Raw genomic sequence first — 15,378 nt, 5'->3', positions numbered from 1 at the left:
ACCTCGTGAATTTATAAGATTTAGCAGCTTGTATTAACCGGGTGATAATTTTTAGTTTGGTTATTTCGGCTGCGTTTTTCGTTTCGCTTGATGTGTTCATAATAGGAAATTCAACAAGGGATACACATCGGAATAAAGTTCGGATTGAAACCAAATTTATCTCCTCCAAACTGTCTCCAACTAAAGTTGGAAATGAATTAGGGATGGGGCGATGAGGGGGACAGCCTTCGACTCCGCTCAGGCTTCTCTGCGAGACGCTCCGCGAACGACTCCGCTCAGGCTTCGGGGGACAAAGAGGACAATTGACTATTGACTATTGCCCAATACCAATCTGATCGAGTTAACAGGCGCCAGATATATAGATAAAAAACACCGTTGAGGGAATGTGCGAAAATGCTTGCTCGTCTTAAACTGGCTTCTCAATTTACGCTGCTGCTGTCACTCATCTTTATTACTGGAATCGGAATGGGGGGATTTGCATTGTCAAAAGCGCTGGAACATCAAGCGCTGATGGAGATGAATGCACGGGGACAGATGGCAATGCATATGATCAACTCGGTAAGTAGTTATACCAGTAATGATATTGCCCCATTAATTACCCAACTCGCAGATCCACAAACTACCTTTATTCCCGAAACTATACGTAGCATTGCAGCCAGAAGGGTATTTGAAAATTTCACAGCGAATTGGCAATACAAAGATTTGATGTACAAACAGGCGATACTCAACCCGACGAATCTCGATGACCAAGCTGACCGATTTGAGGCAAAATTAATTGAGCGGTTTGAGAGCGATCGCACTTTAACAACTCAGTCTGATTTTCGCTCCCAAGCTGGAGAGCAATTATTTTATACCGCTCAACCGTTAGCCGTGACTAGTCCCAGTTGTCTGTTGTGTCATGGTAACCCGAATCAGGCTCCCAAAAGTCACGTCAAAAGCTACGGTACACAAAACGGTTACGGCTGGAAGCTCAATCAAGTTATCGGCACTCAGATTATTTATATACCTGCCAGCGAAGTGTTTGCCAACGCCCGCAAAGCACTTTTTTTATTCATCAGCATATTCATGGGCATTTTTGCATTAGTTATCCTCTCCATTAACTACTTACTGAAATGGAGAGTGATTCAACCTTTAAAACCAATGGCTCAACTTGCTCAAACAATTAGTAGAGATACGGTTAGCGCTACCGAAGCGCGAGATTTAGAACGTCAAGGATTAAGCAAAATTGCCCACCGCACCGATGAATTAGGACAACTCGGAAGAGTATTTCAGAAAATGGTACGGGAAGTATGCGATCGCGAACAACAATTATCTGCCCAGTTACAACAGTTGCGCGTGGAAATCGATCAACAAAAGATTATACATGAAGTTGCGGAAATTGCTGAAAGCGATTATTTCCAGAAATTGCAACAAACAGCCAAGGAAATTAGGCAGGGGAAGGCGGAAGGGGGATGACGGATGACTGTTGACTGTTGACTGTTAACAAATGACAAATGACAAATCACAAATGACAAATGACTATTGACAAATGACTAAAATTATCTCAATTCATTCTTTTCGCGGTGGTACTGGTAAATCTAATGTCACTGCAAATCTGGCTACTTTAATTGCACGTACTGGTTTACGGGTGGGAATTGTGGACACTGATATTCAATCACCAGGAATTCATGTCCCTTTTGGTTTGGATGAAACTAAAATTAAGTACACGTTGAATGATTACTTATGGGGACGCTGTGCAATTGAAGCTGCTACTTATGATGTTAGTTCTGTATTTGCAACAAAAAAAGGCTGGTTTACAAATAATCGCGGCAAAATTTATCTGATTCCATCGAGTATCAAAACCGGGGAAATTTCGCGAATTCTCCGAGAAGGATATGATGCGCGTTTACTTAACGATGGTTTTCGCCATTTGATGCAGCGTTTACAGTTAGATTATCTATTCATTGATACTCATCCAGGAATTAATGAAGAAACCCTACTTTCTGTGATTATTTCTGATGTTTTGTTAGTAATTATGCGTCCTGATAAACAAGACTATCAAGGAACAGCCGTCACAATTGATGTTGCCCGAAAATTAGAAGTTCCAAAGATGTTATTAGTTGTAAATAAGGTATTGCCAAGTTTAAATAATCATGCCTTAAAACAACAAATTCAAGAAAGTTATAAAGTTCCTGTAGCTGGGATTTTACCTGTTTGCGAAGAAATGTTTCATTTAGCCAGCAGCGATATTTTTTGTCTGCGCTATCCAGAACATTCTTGGACAAAAACTATCACAGCGATCGCACAATCTTTAACTGAGAATCCTCAACCTGTCAATCAGGCATTTAATTTTGGGAGAATGAGAAGATGAGGGGAAGCGGGGAAATGAAAAATTATATTATGTCCGCTTGATTACTTACCCCCAAGAACCCCACCTCGCCAAAGCGACGCTTTGTCTCCCCTCCCCGCAAGCGAGGAGGGGATTAAGGAGTTGTGTAAGTCCTAATTATCATCACTTGCGCCAGGGTTGAAAACCATTTTCCACATTAGCCAAAATGGGATTGAGTTCTCTGTGGTGACGGCGCAGTACTGTTACGAAGCTGTTGTTATCAATCCAATCTAGACCAAACTGAGTATAAATTTCCGAACGATAGTCTTTGGTAAAGAAGCGATCGCTTTTAAGTCGGCGTGATGCCATCAGGATAAATACGCGAAAAGCAGTATCACTAAAACCAAAGCCTTCGGGAATATCCTCAGCAAATAAACCAACCATTAAGTCTACCTTATCGATGTCGTTATGATAAACTTCACGTAGTTCTTTTGCCCATTGCGGTTTGCTGGTAATATCTTCAAAAGATTTGACGCGATCGCGACCAATAAGTTCGCGGAAACGATTGTAACGCGGCACACCTCTCTCGCGATCGCGCAAAATATCAATCGCAGCTAAATCAAAAGTTTCGCCATCATCTTTAGTGAGATTCCGTAGAAATGCGGGGTAATTGTGTAACTGTAAAGCTCCAGGATGGGTGACACCAAATGAGTAGAGTAAATCTGACATCCCTACAAGTTCTATTAAGCCTCGCGCTTGTTTACCAAAACCAACATGGAAAGGCTTTTTACTCAATAACTTTCCATCTTGATGAGAGTAAAACTCAAATTCATCGGGAATGAGAGGATGCATCCGGTAGACAGAGACAAACTCTTCGGTTAGATAGTAAGGTGCGGCATGATGCTCGGTTGATGAACCGATGATACCACTGAGTAATTCACTATCACCTAATCGTCCAATCGTCTTTTTAAAATCTTTCCCCAAAAATCCCCACCAATTTGTATTCATGGCAATTTTGGTCGCGGGATGAGGTAAGATTGCTGGCGTCCATTCCACAGTATGAATCTTCGCCATCAAAGCAGCGTTAATCAGTCTGGCATGGTCAAAAAGTTTATTGTCATCCCAGTCAGGATTTAATTTTTTCAAATGGTCGCAAATGACATTATGCTCTTTGACAAAGAGAGTGTGCAGCAGACTTAAGCCTACCCACCATGTACCAGGAAAACCAACTTGGTCAATTCCTGTTGCAGGTTCAAGTGGTAGCAAACCGTCTGCACCAATGAGCATTTTGCCATCAACATGCGATCGCAGTTGATCGATCTTCTCTTGATCGCTGCCATAAAGCTGGGAACCATCCCACCAATGAGTCACTTTATTAATAAAAGTGGCTGGGTGATTGTTACCATCATGACGAGAGGAGTCATTTGCGGTTTTCCCAATCTCTAAGGTTCCGTGTTCTTGTTTCCAAGGGTCATCATCGGCGACGGGAATGTTAAATTTATTATCCCGTTGGTTATCGCCATGTGTAAACCAGTCGTGGGTTTGAAACTGAATCCAGGCCGCTGCATGTAGATTTAAGATAGTTGCTGGGTGGAATGTATCTCGTTTTAGTAAAGTGTTACTCACAACCCGCGAATTCGGGTACATCAGGTTGTTTTCATCAACCGTCGCATCACTTAACGGGACATTGCGTCCAAAGCGAGTCCCCGCCATCCCCATTTCTGGATGGGTGAGGTCATTGTAGCTGCCATCTGATGTCCGAGTAGTATAATGCTTGCCATCCGGACTGGGAATAGGTTTGGGTAGCTCTGCGGAATTGGGAATTTGCGAAGTATCATGAAGATTATTTTTCCGCAATGCATTGCGAAATTTAAGTAATTCTAATAAGGCAAGTGGTGTTGGTAGCTTATGCCAAGGTATGCCAAACATAGTGATTTTCCTGACGCTCAAGACTGCGATTACACGACAACATCCTACAAACTAGGGATGAAAATCCTTCTTCCCCTATTAAGAGTTCCTCATTTTCAAGCTAGGTAATTACGGAAATATCCCACAACCCCTGCGTCTCCCTTGTCTCCCCAGTCCCTAGCCCCTTCCTACAGTCTGTCCTTCAGATGCACCGTGCTTCAATTCCTGCTGTAAATCACTCATAAATTGCAAGAAAAAATCTTTAAAAACACATTCTCTTTCGGAACTGCCAGTACCAAAAGTAAAAGCTATATCATGGGTTGTAGCCGCTGCTTTGCCAATCATGAATAACAGCACGGTTTTTCTAGGAGTTGTCGGCGATCGCAACATGCCATCAAAAGTTGATGATTTAATGGCTATTCTGGGCACTTGTGGTGTGGGAGCATGTGTGGTAAATGTTTGTTCGATTGGCTCGTCAAGGTTATCTTTTAATCTTCTCAAAGCCCCAGCTGTTGCTTGTACAACCTCACCGATATTATGCCCCACATCGAGAATATGCACGTCCTGGGGTAAGCTATGTTCGCAGTAAGCCATAATTTTTTGCTGGGCTTTCTGACCACGGATATATTTCCAAGGCAATAGGGCTTCAGTAAATTTCTGAACTGTATCTTTTGCCGCATGAGTAATTTCTGAGGGAATCTCTGTGTCAAAAAATCTTCGGTTTACGACTTGCACCATTTCGTGTGCTAATACTTCATCGCTGGCATTTCTTCTTAATAATTCGGCAATTTTTTGGACATCTTCTCGACTATAACTGAGCGCAACTTTCTCTTCTAGATATGCTCGTCTAGGATAATAACTAGGATCGGCAGTTGATTCAAAAGGACAAAACCACAAGTCGCGCTGGCGATCGTGAAACTTGGTTGCTGAGAAATAAAACTTCACCCACCAGGGTAAAGATGCCGTATCGTAGCTATGCAATCGATCCACATCCCCTGATGTCTCAATGAGCCTAATTTGTACTGGATCGGAGACAATGATGACATCCAGTAAAAATGGGATTCTGATCCGCAACGGTTTGAACAAAGACTTAATGAACATCTCTGTAGCCCCAGTAGCTTGGTTAATGAGTGAATATCGCCTGAAAATTTATGGTGACAAGTGCGAAATAATGCCGGAAACTTTGTCTACTCTCTATTCTCAATTATGATGAATCATTTTACAGTACCCTCAAGGGTACTATTACTCTTTGGAACATTGAAAGTACGTTTCTTAGATATTATCTAATGACTGATATAATCCCACGATCAACTTATTGTTTTGTTACAACTACCTAGAAAATAGACGCGGTGACGGGGAGACGCGGCGACGCGGGGAATGAGATTTTCATGTTTGGTTGTGCCAAAACCTGGCGTGAAGGGCTAACTTGAAAATAGCGTTGACTGTTGACTCTTAAGAGAGATTTTCATGGTAGGTTGTGGGTTTTTCACATGAGGGGCTAGCTAGAATATGCGTACTTTAAGAACATTAAAACCTGGTGATGAAATGTTGCTAGAGAATTTTCTGTTGCAACATCCTGATACTTCAATGTTCCTGCGTTCCAATTGGCGAGAGGGGGGATTAGTTGATCGGGGTGCAAGATTTCAAGGAACATATATAGCGGCGATCGCCAATGCAGATATAGTTGCCGTCGCCGCCCATTATTGGAATGAGATGGTAGTTGTGCAAGCGCCAGTCTATCTCCAAGAAGTCGTGCAAGCAGTAGTAGCAGAGTCTCATCGCCCTATTTCGGGAATTGCTGGCCCCGCTACCCAAGTCGCAGCCACAAAGACAGCTTTGGGACTTGCTAATCGACCAACTCATCTAGATGAAAGTGAAATATTATTTACCTTGAATTTGCGTGATTTACAGATACCACCAGCTTTAGCATCGGCAAACGTCAAGTGTCGATTGCCACAAAAAGAAGAATTTGATTTACTCAGTGAATGGTGTGTTGCTTATAATGTGGAGTCTTTGAGACAAGCAGAAACTCTAGAATTGAGGTTATCTTGCGATCGCGCAATCGAAGCGCGTCAAGCTACAGCTAAACATTGGGTATTGATAGCGGAAAATACTCCAGTAGCCTATACTACCTTTAACGCCTGCCTACCTGATATTGTACAAATTGGTGGAGTATGGACACCTCCAGCTTTGCGGGGTAACGGCTATGCTAAAAGCGTAGTAGCAGGCTCATTATTAGCAGCGCGATCGCAGGGAGTAGAACGCGCTATCTTATTTACCAGTCGAGAAAACCTAGCAGCACAAGCAGCTTATCGCGGTATCGGTTTTCAAGCTACTGGCGAGGAATTTGGCTTGGTATTATTTGCAAATTCCTCACAGTATTGAAATAGGACTTACGCAAAAAACCTCTCAAACTCTCATTTCCACCGTTCGCGCAGCGTCTCCCCTTGGGAGAAGTTCTGATCTAAGGAAGCCTTATCTCAGACTTATCTCTGTGTCCTTTGCGTCCTGGATCGGTTCGTTTTTCCGTATAAATACACAAAAACTTCAGTATCCTGTAATTACCTGCGGAATATATTTTGTAGTACTTGTAGTGTAAAAAGGAAATAGATAGTAAAATATGCATTATGAACCGCGATCGCTTTCAACAATCCTTTACTGTTAATCCTTCTATCAGCGGTAAGCTTTTTGACTTGTTAGAAATCACATTTCCCGGAATCAGCAGTTTAGCTGAATGTGGGAGAAAACTTGGTGCATCTTGGGAAGCTGCTTCGACTCCCTTTATCCGCTTTCATGAAGATATAGCGATTACCCATGTGGGAGTAGTAGAAATTCCCATGCAAATCATGGGACAAAGAGTAACTGTTGGCGGAATTCATGCAGTAGCTACCCGTCCGGGGTTTCGCAGAAGAGGTTATTACCGCGCAGTCATGAATCAAGTGCTGGAATATTGTGACCAAATTTATGAAACGCTGGTATTGTCAACATCGCACCCAGAATTTTACCTACCTTTTGGCTTTCGTGTAGTTGAAGAACACATCTTCAAAGTTAAGTGTAGTTCTACAGGTAGCACGAATGGCTGGAGAACAATGGATTTGACAGCTGTCGAGGATTTAACATCACTGCACAGACTTTTAGAAACACGCATACCAGTCTCTAATATAGTCGGGGTAGTCCAGGAAAAAGCCGTATTCTTTGTTAATAAAGGAAGTCGTCCTTTGTATTATGCAAAAGATTTAGATGCGATCGCCTGCATAGAAATAGAAGATACTCGACTGCATCTGTTTGATTTAGTAACAACACAGATATATCCTTTACAGGAAATCCTTGCTAGGATACCTCAATTAATTGAAGAGGTAGTGATTTACTTTAGCCCAGAACTTCTCAATATTGAGAATGTGCAAGCATTTCCCCATGTAATTGATGATACTGTATTAATGGTGCGCGGTAAATTTGCCGCAGAAAAGGAAAAATTTATGCTACCGCGTTCGGCTCGTTGTTGAAAAAAATGAAACCAAGCGCTTAGTTAATCAACTATCAGTATAGTTGACAATCATGAACCTCAATCGACCGATTAAGCCGCCAAAGCTTACCCAGAGCAATATTCCCATAATAAAGCAGAAAGTTTTGTCTGCATGGTGTTTCACTTCCAGCAAGCTAATTGCCAAGACTTTCAAACTCTAAACTCTTCCCTGTTTACCATATAACCACCTGCTAAACAAACGGCTAACTCTAGGCATAATCACATATGTCAATAGTACAACCATAATAATGGTAATGATCAGCGAAACAATCAAAGAAGGTAAACCACGCAGCAACGGCGTTAGAAACGTATTCAATAAATTAATCAATATATATACACATACCCAAGTGAGTAATGCTGTTTTATAACGTGGTGGAGTTTTCAAAGGTTGACCAGGAAGAGAAAACCAAGCTTCTAAGCCACTAATTTCTTGAATATGAGGTTCAGATTGCACCAAATGTTTACCTTGATTTAGCCAGTATTGGCGATCTCGTGATGTCATCCACGCTTTTAAGTTTTCATAGTTGTTAAACCGCAGGATAATTACATATTCTGCTCTTACACCTGGTTGTGGACGAATTATATTTGTCCCCAAGTGACCAAAATAAGTTTTGGCAACACCAATAATTTCTTTCATCCAAGCTTCATAATCTTTTTCGCATCCTGGTTTTACCAGTTGTGAAATGACTACAGTGACCAATTCTTCCTGTTCCATTGCCATAAGTTATACAACCACAGTATGGTTACTTAACTTTCAACCCATGACTTTGCCTTCTAGACTCGCATGGATCTGCTGATTTCCATCTGGTGTAATGCGAACAATTGTACCGATTTCGTGATTAGTTACAAATATTGTGCCATCTGGTGCGATCGCTAAATTTTCTAGAAAAGTATTGACGGGAAATAAGGTAATAACTTTGGCTGGTGCTAATTCTATCGGCGTATCCGCGTAAATGGGGGGGGGTAAACCTGCTGAATTTTCCATATTGACCTAAAGATAGGTGAAATACTCGTAGCCATAGCCATTTTACTTGACAATGGTCTGCTAACTTCAACCTGTCTTCGGCCAACCTCTGATTTGTGTTTTTCTTCCTTTGCACTGTGGAAGATTAAAAAATCAATCACAACAAAAATCGGGACTGAGAAATAAATCCCAGTCCCGATAAAAAAGCGGACTAACCGCTATATACTTGGTTAGCCCGTGCAGCTTTGGGAACGCGCAGAGAAATTACTATTGCAATACCAATTTGACATTGGCGTTTTGCAAACCGCGCTGTTTTACTTCAGCTAAGGTTTTGTTAACTGCATACTTTTGGTTGATGGAGTTGATCAACTCGGTTTGATTATGCTTTTTAGCTACGCCCCACAGGTCAGCAATGAGGTCGAAAGAACCATCACTGTTGCGAGACCAACCTAGGTCATATTCGCCGTCCAACACAGCAACGATGTCAGAACGTACACGCTGGCCGTTATAACCACGGACATCAGCTTCAGTCTTTACGCTGATACCTAGGTCGCGCAAGGATGCTTTGAGGATTTCTGCATCGGTGATCTTGGTGCGCAGAGTGCTAAAGTGAGACATTTGGGTTTCCTCCAAAAGAGAAGATTGAGAAAAAACGACAACGGTTTGTTTTTGGGGAAGCCGCACTTAAATTAAAAGCGGCTTTTTTATCTAACTGCTAGCATTTACTGCTAGCCTTTCCCCCTGGGTTAGCAGGAGAAAGCTTTTAAAACTCCATTCGCTGATATTCAGCAACGGAGGATGCTGCGGGTCTAGCGCGCTGTCTGGCCCAGTCTCTCAAAGCTGTGACCTGTTCTTGCATCGTACGAGACAGCGGCAGTGTTGACTTCAGTGCAGCTATAATATCTAATTGGGTGAACTCGCGCTCTTGGGCAAAGGCTTCATACATCGCCGCCACGATCGCTTGTTCAATTTCTGCCCCAGAAAATCCATCGGACATCTTCGCTAGTTGTCCTAAATCAAATCGTGATATATCTTCACGACGCTTCGTCAGGTGAATATTAAATATATCCTGACGTTCTTCGGGAGTGGGCAGATCCACAAAGAAAATCTCATCAAAGCGACCTTTCCTTAAGAATTCTCCCGGCAAACGCTCTACTCTGTTAGCAGTTGCCATTACGAATACAGGAGATTTCTTTTCTTGCATCCATGTTAGGAAAGAGCCGAATATCCGACTGGAAGTACCGCCATCTGAATCACCAGAACCAGCACTACCAGCAAAAGATTTATCCAATTCGTCGATAAACAGAATCGTTGGGGAAATTGATTCTGCTGTTTTTAGGGCATTACGCAGGTTAGCTTCACTTCGACCCACCATTGAGCCGTCGTAAACTCTACCCATATCTAAGCGTAAAATTGGTAACCCCCACAATCGAGAAGTAGTTTTAGCAATTAGCGACTTACCGCAACCTGGAACTCCCAGAATCAACATCCCTTTTGGTTGGGGTAGACCGTACTCTCTGGCTTTTTCTGTAAAAGCATTAGAGCGTTGCTTGAGCCACTTTTTCAACTCTTCTAAGCCACCTACAGCATCAATGGTTTCATCTTCTTCGATGTATTCCAATATACCATTGCGTCTGATTAGCTGCTTTTTCTCAGATAAAACTATATCTACTTCATCTTCCGTCAAACGCCCTGTAGTTACCTGTGCCTTCCGATAGACTTTTTCAGCCTCATCTTTCGTTAAACCCAAGGCAGCTCTGAGGAGCTTTTCTCTCGCCTCTGTTGTCAGTCGTCTCCCACGATTTTGATCTAAATGGTGAGTTAACACTTTATTTAACTCAGCCATGTCTGGTAGTTGAAAGTCGAGAACTACAACTTCCTTTTCCAGTTCGATGGGGACTTGTTGAACCGGCGACATTAAAATAATGTTTTTTGGTGAACTAGGCGACGATACTTTAAAACTAGCGATCGCATCACGTAACGATCTGGCCGTCGCAGGTGCATCTATAAATGGATGTAAATCTTTAAGAATAAATATACCAGGTTCTTTATGGCGAATGATCCACTCAATTGCTGCCTCTGGAGAAACAGTATTATGTTGGGTGACATTCCGAGGTTGACCATACTCCACGATGCCGTGAGTTACTGTCCAAACATATACTCGGCGTTGGGGCTTTAATGTTTGTGCTATGTTGGATATCGCCTGCTCAGCCCGCTCTTCCTCGGAGGTCACAAGGTAGATTAAAGGGTATTGAGCTTGAATTAGAATATTGAGCTCTTCTTTCATACATCGACCTACTTGAGACCTTAGTACAGTACAGACATCGTTTTGGTGGTAACGACAACCGAATTATGAATTTAGCTATTCATAACTCATTCATATCTAGCAGGGAACTAACTCTTCCTCACCCAGAGGATGGGTTTTTTCTTTATCCATTTCATCAATGGAAATATCTTCGTGACCAATTACCCCTGGTTGATTATTTAAGGTAATTAGTTCGCCATCACGTAAAACCAGTGAACTTTCACATTCGGGGCAAGAATATACTCTGTGAGTTCTTCCATAAGCAGAAGCTTCTACTTCTTCAACCAATTCTGAATTAGATAGGTAGAAAAAGAGGGCACGCTCTGCAAGATCTGACATTGGTTCAGAATCAACTGCTGAACGAATCTTCAGCCTTCTGTGAAGTTCTGGTGATAAATACAAAGTAACCTTTTGCTTAGTTTGCGTTTGCATATTTCTTTAACGGCCTTACCCGGGTATGTATATTACGTTATCGGCTCTTCTCTAGCTTGTCAAGACGGTAAAACGTTTTGATGGCAATATTGTTACATTTGTTAATAATTGGTCAATAGTCAATGGTCATTTGTCATTGGTTCTTTGTTAGCGTCTCGTTCCGCCTCAAGAATAGAGAAATCCCACCCTGATATACAGAGTGGGATGATTTGGAAAATTGGAGAAAAGCAAATCTTCAAAATCAAGCTTCTACTAAGACGGCTGGCTTTTCGCTATTGGCTATGCGCTGGTGCAAGTCTGGCCAAGTTACTCTTTCCAAACTGGGTAATACTACATTAGCTTTAGCCAATCGCTCGACTGGCCCTAGTCCCACAGACCACATCCCAGCGGCGTTAGCTGCTTCTACCCCGGCTATGGCATCTTCGACAACAAGACACTGTGATGGGGAAATGCCAATTTGTTGAGCAGCAAATAAAAATAAATCTGGTGCGGGTTTGGGTTGGGAGACGCTGTAACCATCGGCGATCGCATCCAATTTATCTTTAATGCCTAAGCGTTGAATTACTGTCTGAGCATTTTTACTAGATGAACCCAAAGCTACTTTAATTCCCGCATCTCGCAGTTCTTGCAAGAGATTGGCTACTCCAGGTAGTAAATCTTCTGTGGTAATTTTCTCGATTAATTCTAGGAAGTAGCCGTTTTTGCGCTCCATCATTTCCTGAATTTTTTCTTCAGTGGTGGGGCGATCGCCTAAAATTTGGAGTAGTGTTTCTCGTCGGGGTAATCCTCTGATAGCGTCGTTGGTTTCTCGGTCAAAGGGAATGCCTTCTTCATCGGCTACTCGCTTCCACCCTAAATAGTGCAATTCAGAGGTATCGGTCAAAACCCCATCCAAATCAAAGATGACACCTTTAATTTGTGGGTGTGCGGTTTGCAGATTCACATCTGCTTGTGGATTGTCAATTTCCATGTCTGTTTTTTGTCGCAAGTCGAAGTCATACCACTCATTGCGCCATTGCAGCCGGAATTTCAAGCGTTTCCAAGTTGGAGGCAAATTAGGACAGGCGACAGGGCCCAATTTAGTCATCCGAATACCGCCAAACCCGAATACCACTGCTTGCCATACTCCTCCAGCACTGGCGGCGTGAATTCCTTCGGCTGCATTACGCCTTACATCTTCTAAGTCTACCAAGGCTGAGCGGAGAAAGTGAGTGTAAGCGTGGGTGGGTTGGTTGAGGTCGCAGGCTAAGATAGCATGAATGGCTGGGCCGAGAGAGGAACCATAGCTATGGTCGGTGCGTTTGCTGTAATAATCCCAGTTGATGGCTAAAGTTTTATAGTCATAGCGCCCTCTAAGTAAATAGAGCAGCATTAACACATCTGGCTGTTTAAGAATCTGCTTTTGGTTTGTGGCTTCAATTCCCAATAAACCTTGTAAAGATTGGCTGCGGGGTTCGTAATCAGCGAGATTAACATCTTCTAATTGGTAGAAGCCTTCAAACTGCTCGATTAAGCCAGTTGATTTGTCTTGATTTACATATAAACGCTCTTGAATATCCGTCCATTGATGGAGACGCTCTGTGGTTAACTTCAATTGTTGCGCCAGTTGGGCGGATTTTTCCGGATAGGTGTGCTTCAGCCATTCCCAAATTGCTAAAGCTGATTGCAAGTGCCACTGCACCATTAAATTGGTGAAGGCGTTATTATTGACGCGATCGTGGTTTTCATCAGGGCCAATTACATCTAATATGTCGTATGTCTGACGTTCTGAATTCCAAATAACGCGACTTTGCCAAAAAACTGCTGTATCTAAAATAATTTCCGCGCCATAATCCCGCATCCAATCGTCATCATTGGTATTTTGCCAATAATGCCAAACAGCATAGGCGACATCAGCATTGATATGGACTTCAATATCACCGCACCAAATTCTGACTAATTCACCGTTACCGCTAGCATGGGGAACCCAGCGGGGTGTGACTTCATCACCAGTATCCGCACTTTCCCAAGCAAACATGGCTCCTTGATATCCGGCTTCTTGGGCTTTGCGTCTAGCTCCTGGTAAAGTGTGGTAGCGATAGGTAAGCAAATTACGAGCCAAGCCTGGTTGAGTTAAGGTTAGGAACGGAAGAATAAAAATTTCTGTATCCCAAAATATATGTCCTCGATAGGCAAAACCGGAGAGGGTTTTGGGTGGGATGCTGACACGGTCATCGTGACGCGGTGTTACAGCTAATAATTGAAATAAATTGTAACGGACACTTAACTGCGCTTGGCGATCGCCTTCTATAATAATGTCACTGTCTTGCCATACCTGTTCCCAGGCGGCTATGTGAGCTGCCAAAAGAGTTGAGTAACGCGGTTCATCTGCTAATCTCTGTAAAGCTGCGGCGATGGGAATTTCTGTTTCCCGTGAGGTAAACAGGGTAACAATTTTTTCTACACTAACGCTTTTTCCTGGTACTACCTGGAAGGTTGTGCTTAAGCTGGGGGAAGTATCAGCATTTTCGAGATTGATGAGTGGGGGATTTTCACCTTCTACTACTAATTTAGCTGCCATCCCCAGCTGAATTTCTGAGTGACGAGTTTGGTTGTATAGCCAAATAATCTGATCTACACCACCTTTATTCAGGGTTTTCCAATGTGGTACGCCTTGGGTTTGGGGTTCTGGCTCAAAGTTAATTTCAAAAGAAACTTCACCCTCAAAGTCTAAGGATGTGACTTGAGCGCGAATTGCTAAAACATGCTGATCTGCTAAACTAGCAAACCGCTCAAAGTGGAAATCTAATGTATGTCCTTGGGGAGAACGCCAGCGCACGTCACGGCTAAGTATACCTAAACGCAAGTCTAGCCGTCGTTCATAGTAAATAATTTCACCACTGTCCATACTAAAGCGATCGCCTGCCACTTTCACCACTAATGGCAGCCAGCTGGGACAATTCACAAGTTCAGTATGAGCGATCGCCACCTTGTCATACAAGCCGTTTATGAGTGTGGCTGCGGAATCTTGAGGATAACCTTCTTCAAAACTACCCCTGGTTCCTAAGTAACCATTACTCAGGGTAAAGACTGTTTCTTTATGGTGCAGCTGGGTGGGATCAAATTCTGTTTCAATAACGTTCCAGCCTGTAGCTTCAATCAGAGCCTGATTTTGTTGGGAATCGCGAACGGATAAGTTGACCATGAGTACACATACCTAATTTAGGGGGTTAGTTTGAGTTAGAATCAAATCCAATTTATAGAAGTGCGATCGGCAATGGATCTTCTCTATGTTGTCTCGACTTCGATGTAGTCTCAATTTTGGATCTTGACGTTGTTGCTAATATAAACGTTCCCGATTTCATCCGTCTATAGATAGATTTTATTAATAACTCATATTCTTAGCTATTAATATTAGAAATTTTACGAATATATATATATGGTTGAATTGCGTAACATAAGAAAACTTTTATGCAAATTTGCTTCTAAATAGGCTCACTGTCTGGAAATGAATAACTACTCCAGAAGCCGATTAGCACTAATAAATTGAAATAATTATTAAGTTTTCTAGATAACTGCGCAGTCGGTAATTTTATAATTTTTTTACTGTCTCAACCATAACTGTGAAAACCCTGATATTATAGGCATTTCACATCACCGTTGACTACTCAAAAAAATGTGTGATTTGTTTAATTTATATAAGATGAACTAAATGCAAGATATTTAAAAGTCTCTGTTTGACTGCTGTTATGAGCAATTCCTGAATATAACATCTAAGCTGTGTATTATAGGATGATATGTAGTTGGTGGTTAAGCAGCATTGTGACAGTTATATAAATTGACAGTACGAATTTTAGATTTGAGATTATTTCGCCAATTCCGTCAGATGATAGCAAAACAAATCCTGGTATCGAAAATTAAAAATCCTTGAGCAATGTACGGTAGTTACTAAGCCATGC

Annotated in this window: 12 protein-coding genes and 1 pseudogene; 5 read left to right on the top strand and 8 right to left on the bottom strand. The window is 42.2% G+C overall.

The window, feature by feature from the left end; translation table 11 throughout:
* The first annotated feature begins 393 nt into the window (after positions 1 to 393).
* Both AACU32_RS18195 and AACU32_RS18190 read left to right on the top strand, forming a co-directional pair.
* A complete protein-coding gene (locus AACU32_RS18195; RefSeq protein WP_096602000.1) occupies positions 394 to 1,455 on the top strand; it encodes a Tll0287-like domain-containing protein in 1,062 nt (353 codons plus the stop codon).
* A 73-nt stretch (positions 1,456 to 1,528) separates the two neighbouring features.
* A complete protein-coding gene (locus AACU32_RS18190; RefSeq protein ID WP_096601998.1) occupies positions 1,529 to 2,350 on the top strand; it encodes a MinD/ParA family ATP-binding protein in 822 nt (273 codons plus the stop codon).
* 141 nt (positions 2,351 to 2,491) lie between these two features.
* On the opposite strand, the gene AACU32_RS18185 is transcribed toward AACU32_RS18190, so the two are convergent.
* Both AACU32_RS18185 and AACU32_RS18180 read right to left on the bottom strand, forming a co-directional pair.
* Positions 2,492 to 4,237: a peroxidase family protein gene (locus AACU32_RS18185; protein ID WP_096601996.1), complete on the bottom strand. Its 1,746-nt coding sequence runs from the start codon at positions 4,235 to 4,237 to the stop codon at positions 2,492 to 2,494.
* Between the two features lie 156 nt (positions 4,238 to 4,393).
* On the bottom strand, positions 4,394 to 5,206 hold the full coding sequence (locus AACU32_RS18180; RefSeq protein WP_339378043.1) for a hypothetical protein: 813 nt from the start codon (positions 5,204 to 5,206) through the stop codon (positions 4,394 to 4,396).
* Between the two features lie 46 nt (positions 5,207 to 5,252).
* On the opposite strand from AACU32_RS18180, the gene AACU32_RS18175 reads away from it, so the two are divergent.
* The 3 genes from AACU32_RS18175 (at position 5,253) to AACU32_RS18165 (ending at position 7,719) form a co-directional block, all read left to right on the top strand.
* Positions 5,253 to 5,426, top strand: coding sequence for a hypothetical protein (locus AACU32_RS18175; protein WP_339378042.1), 174 nt, complete (start codon positions 5,253 to 5,255; stop codon positions 5,424 to 5,426).
* Between the two features lie 299 nt (positions 5,427 to 5,725).
* Positions 5,726 to 6,601: a GNAT family N-acetyltransferase gene (locus AACU32_RS18170; RefSeq protein WP_096601992.1), complete on the top strand. Its 876-nt coding sequence runs from the start codon at positions 5,726 to 5,728 to the stop codon at positions 6,599 to 6,601.
* Between the two features lie 242 nt (positions 6,602 to 6,843).
* A complete protein-coding gene (locus tag AACU32_RS18165) occupies positions 6,844 to 7,719 on the top strand; it encodes a GNAT family N-acetyltransferase (RefSeq protein WP_096601990.1) in 876 nt (291 codons plus the stop codon).
* 177 nt (positions 7,720 to 7,896) lie between these two features.
* On the opposite strand, the gene AACU32_RS18160 is transcribed toward AACU32_RS18165, so the two are convergent.
* From AACU32_RS18160 to pgmB, 6 genes and pseudogenes are all read right to left on the bottom strand, one after another.
* Positions 7,897 to 8,454, bottom strand: coding sequence for an antibiotic biosynthesis monooxygenase (locus AACU32_RS18160; RefSeq protein WP_096608062.1), 558 nt, complete (start codon positions 8,452 to 8,454; stop codon positions 7,897 to 7,899).
* A gap of 42 nt (positions 8,455 to 8,496) precedes the next feature.
* Positions 8,497 to 8,724, bottom strand: a pseudogene (locus tag AACU32_RS18155) (gluconolactonase); the annotation flags it as partial.
* Positions 8,725 to 8,970: 246 nt separating this feature from the next.
* Positions 8,971 to 9,321, bottom strand: coding sequence for a DUF1257 domain-containing protein (locus AACU32_RS18150; protein WP_011321426.1), 351 nt, complete (start codon positions 9,319 to 9,321; stop codon positions 8,971 to 8,973).
* 145 nt (positions 9,322 to 9,466) lie between these two features.
* Positions 9,467 to 10,990, bottom strand: coding sequence for a stress-responsive protein Ycf46 (gene ycf46, locus AACU32_RS18145; protein ID WP_096601988.1), 1,524 nt, complete (start codon positions 10,988 to 10,990; stop codon positions 9,467 to 9,469).
* Positions 10,991 to 11,086: 96 nt separating this feature from the next.
* Positions 11,087 to 11,440, bottom strand: a complete 354-nt coding sequence (locus AACU32_RS18140) for a hypothetical protein (RefSeq protein ID WP_096601986.1) — start codon at positions 11,438 to 11,440, stop codon at positions 11,087 to 11,089.
* A 241-nt stretch (positions 11,441 to 11,681) separates the two neighbouring features.
* Complete coding sequence (pgmB, locus tag AACU32_RS18135) at positions 11,682 to 14,624, bottom strand: beta-phosphoglucomutase (protein WP_096601984.1); 2,943 nt, start codon at positions 14,622 to 14,624, stop codon at positions 11,682 to 11,684.
* Positions 14,625 to 15,378 lie beyond the last annotated feature (754 nt).

The sequence above is a fragment of the Calothrix sp. NIES-2100 genome (assembly GCF_963875285.1).
GTDB lineage: Bacteria > Cyanobacteriota > Cyanobacteriia > Cyanobacteriales > Nostocaceae > Aulosira.
This window is presented reverse-complemented; position numbering and strand designations above follow the sequence as displayed.

Excerpts from the sequence above, each read along its gene's own strand:
- pgmB (WP_096601984.1), bottom strand. The coding sequence starts at position 14,624 with ATGGTCAACTTATCCGTTCGCGATTCCCAACAAAATCAGGCTCTGATT.
- AACU32_RS18190 (WP_096601998.1), top strand. The coding sequence starts at position 1,529 with ATGACTAAAATTATCTCAATTCATTCTTTTCGCGGTGGTACTGGTAAA.
- AACU32_RS18165 (WP_096601990.1), top strand. The coding sequence starts at position 6,844 with ATGAACCGCGATCGCTTTCAACAATCCTTTACTGTTAATCCTTCTATC.
- AACU32_RS18150 (WP_011321426.1), bottom strand. The coding sequence starts at position 9,321 with ATGTCTCACTTTAGCACTCTGCGCACCAAGATCACCGATGCAGAAATC.
- ycf46 (WP_096601988.1), bottom strand. The coding sequence starts at position 10,990 with ATGAAAGAAGAGCTCAATATTCTAATTCAAGCTCAATACCCTTTAATC.
- AACU32_RS18195 (WP_096602000.1), top strand. The coding sequence starts at position 394 with ATGCTTGCTCGTCTTAAACTGGCTTCTCAATTTACGCTGCTGCTGTCA.
- AACU32_RS18170 (WP_096601992.1), top strand. The coding sequence starts at position 5,726 with ATGCGTACTTTAAGAACATTAAAACCTGGTGATGAAATGTTGCTAGAG.
- AACU32_RS18160 (WP_096608062.1), bottom strand. The coding sequence starts at position 8,454 with ATGGAACAGGAAGAATTGGTCACTGTAGTCATTTCACAACTGGTAAAA.
- AACU32_RS18185 (WP_096601996.1), bottom strand. The coding sequence starts at position 4,237 with ATGTTTGGCATACCTTGGCATAAGCTACCAACACCACTTGCCTTATTA.
- AACU32_RS18140 (WP_096601986.1), bottom strand. The coding sequence starts at position 11,440 with ATGCAAACGCAAACTAAGCAAAAGGTTACTTTGTATTTATCACCAGAA.
- AACU32_RS18175 (WP_339378042.1), top strand. The coding sequence starts at position 5,253 with ATGATGACATCCAGTAAAAATGGGATTCTGATCCGCAACGGTTTGAAC.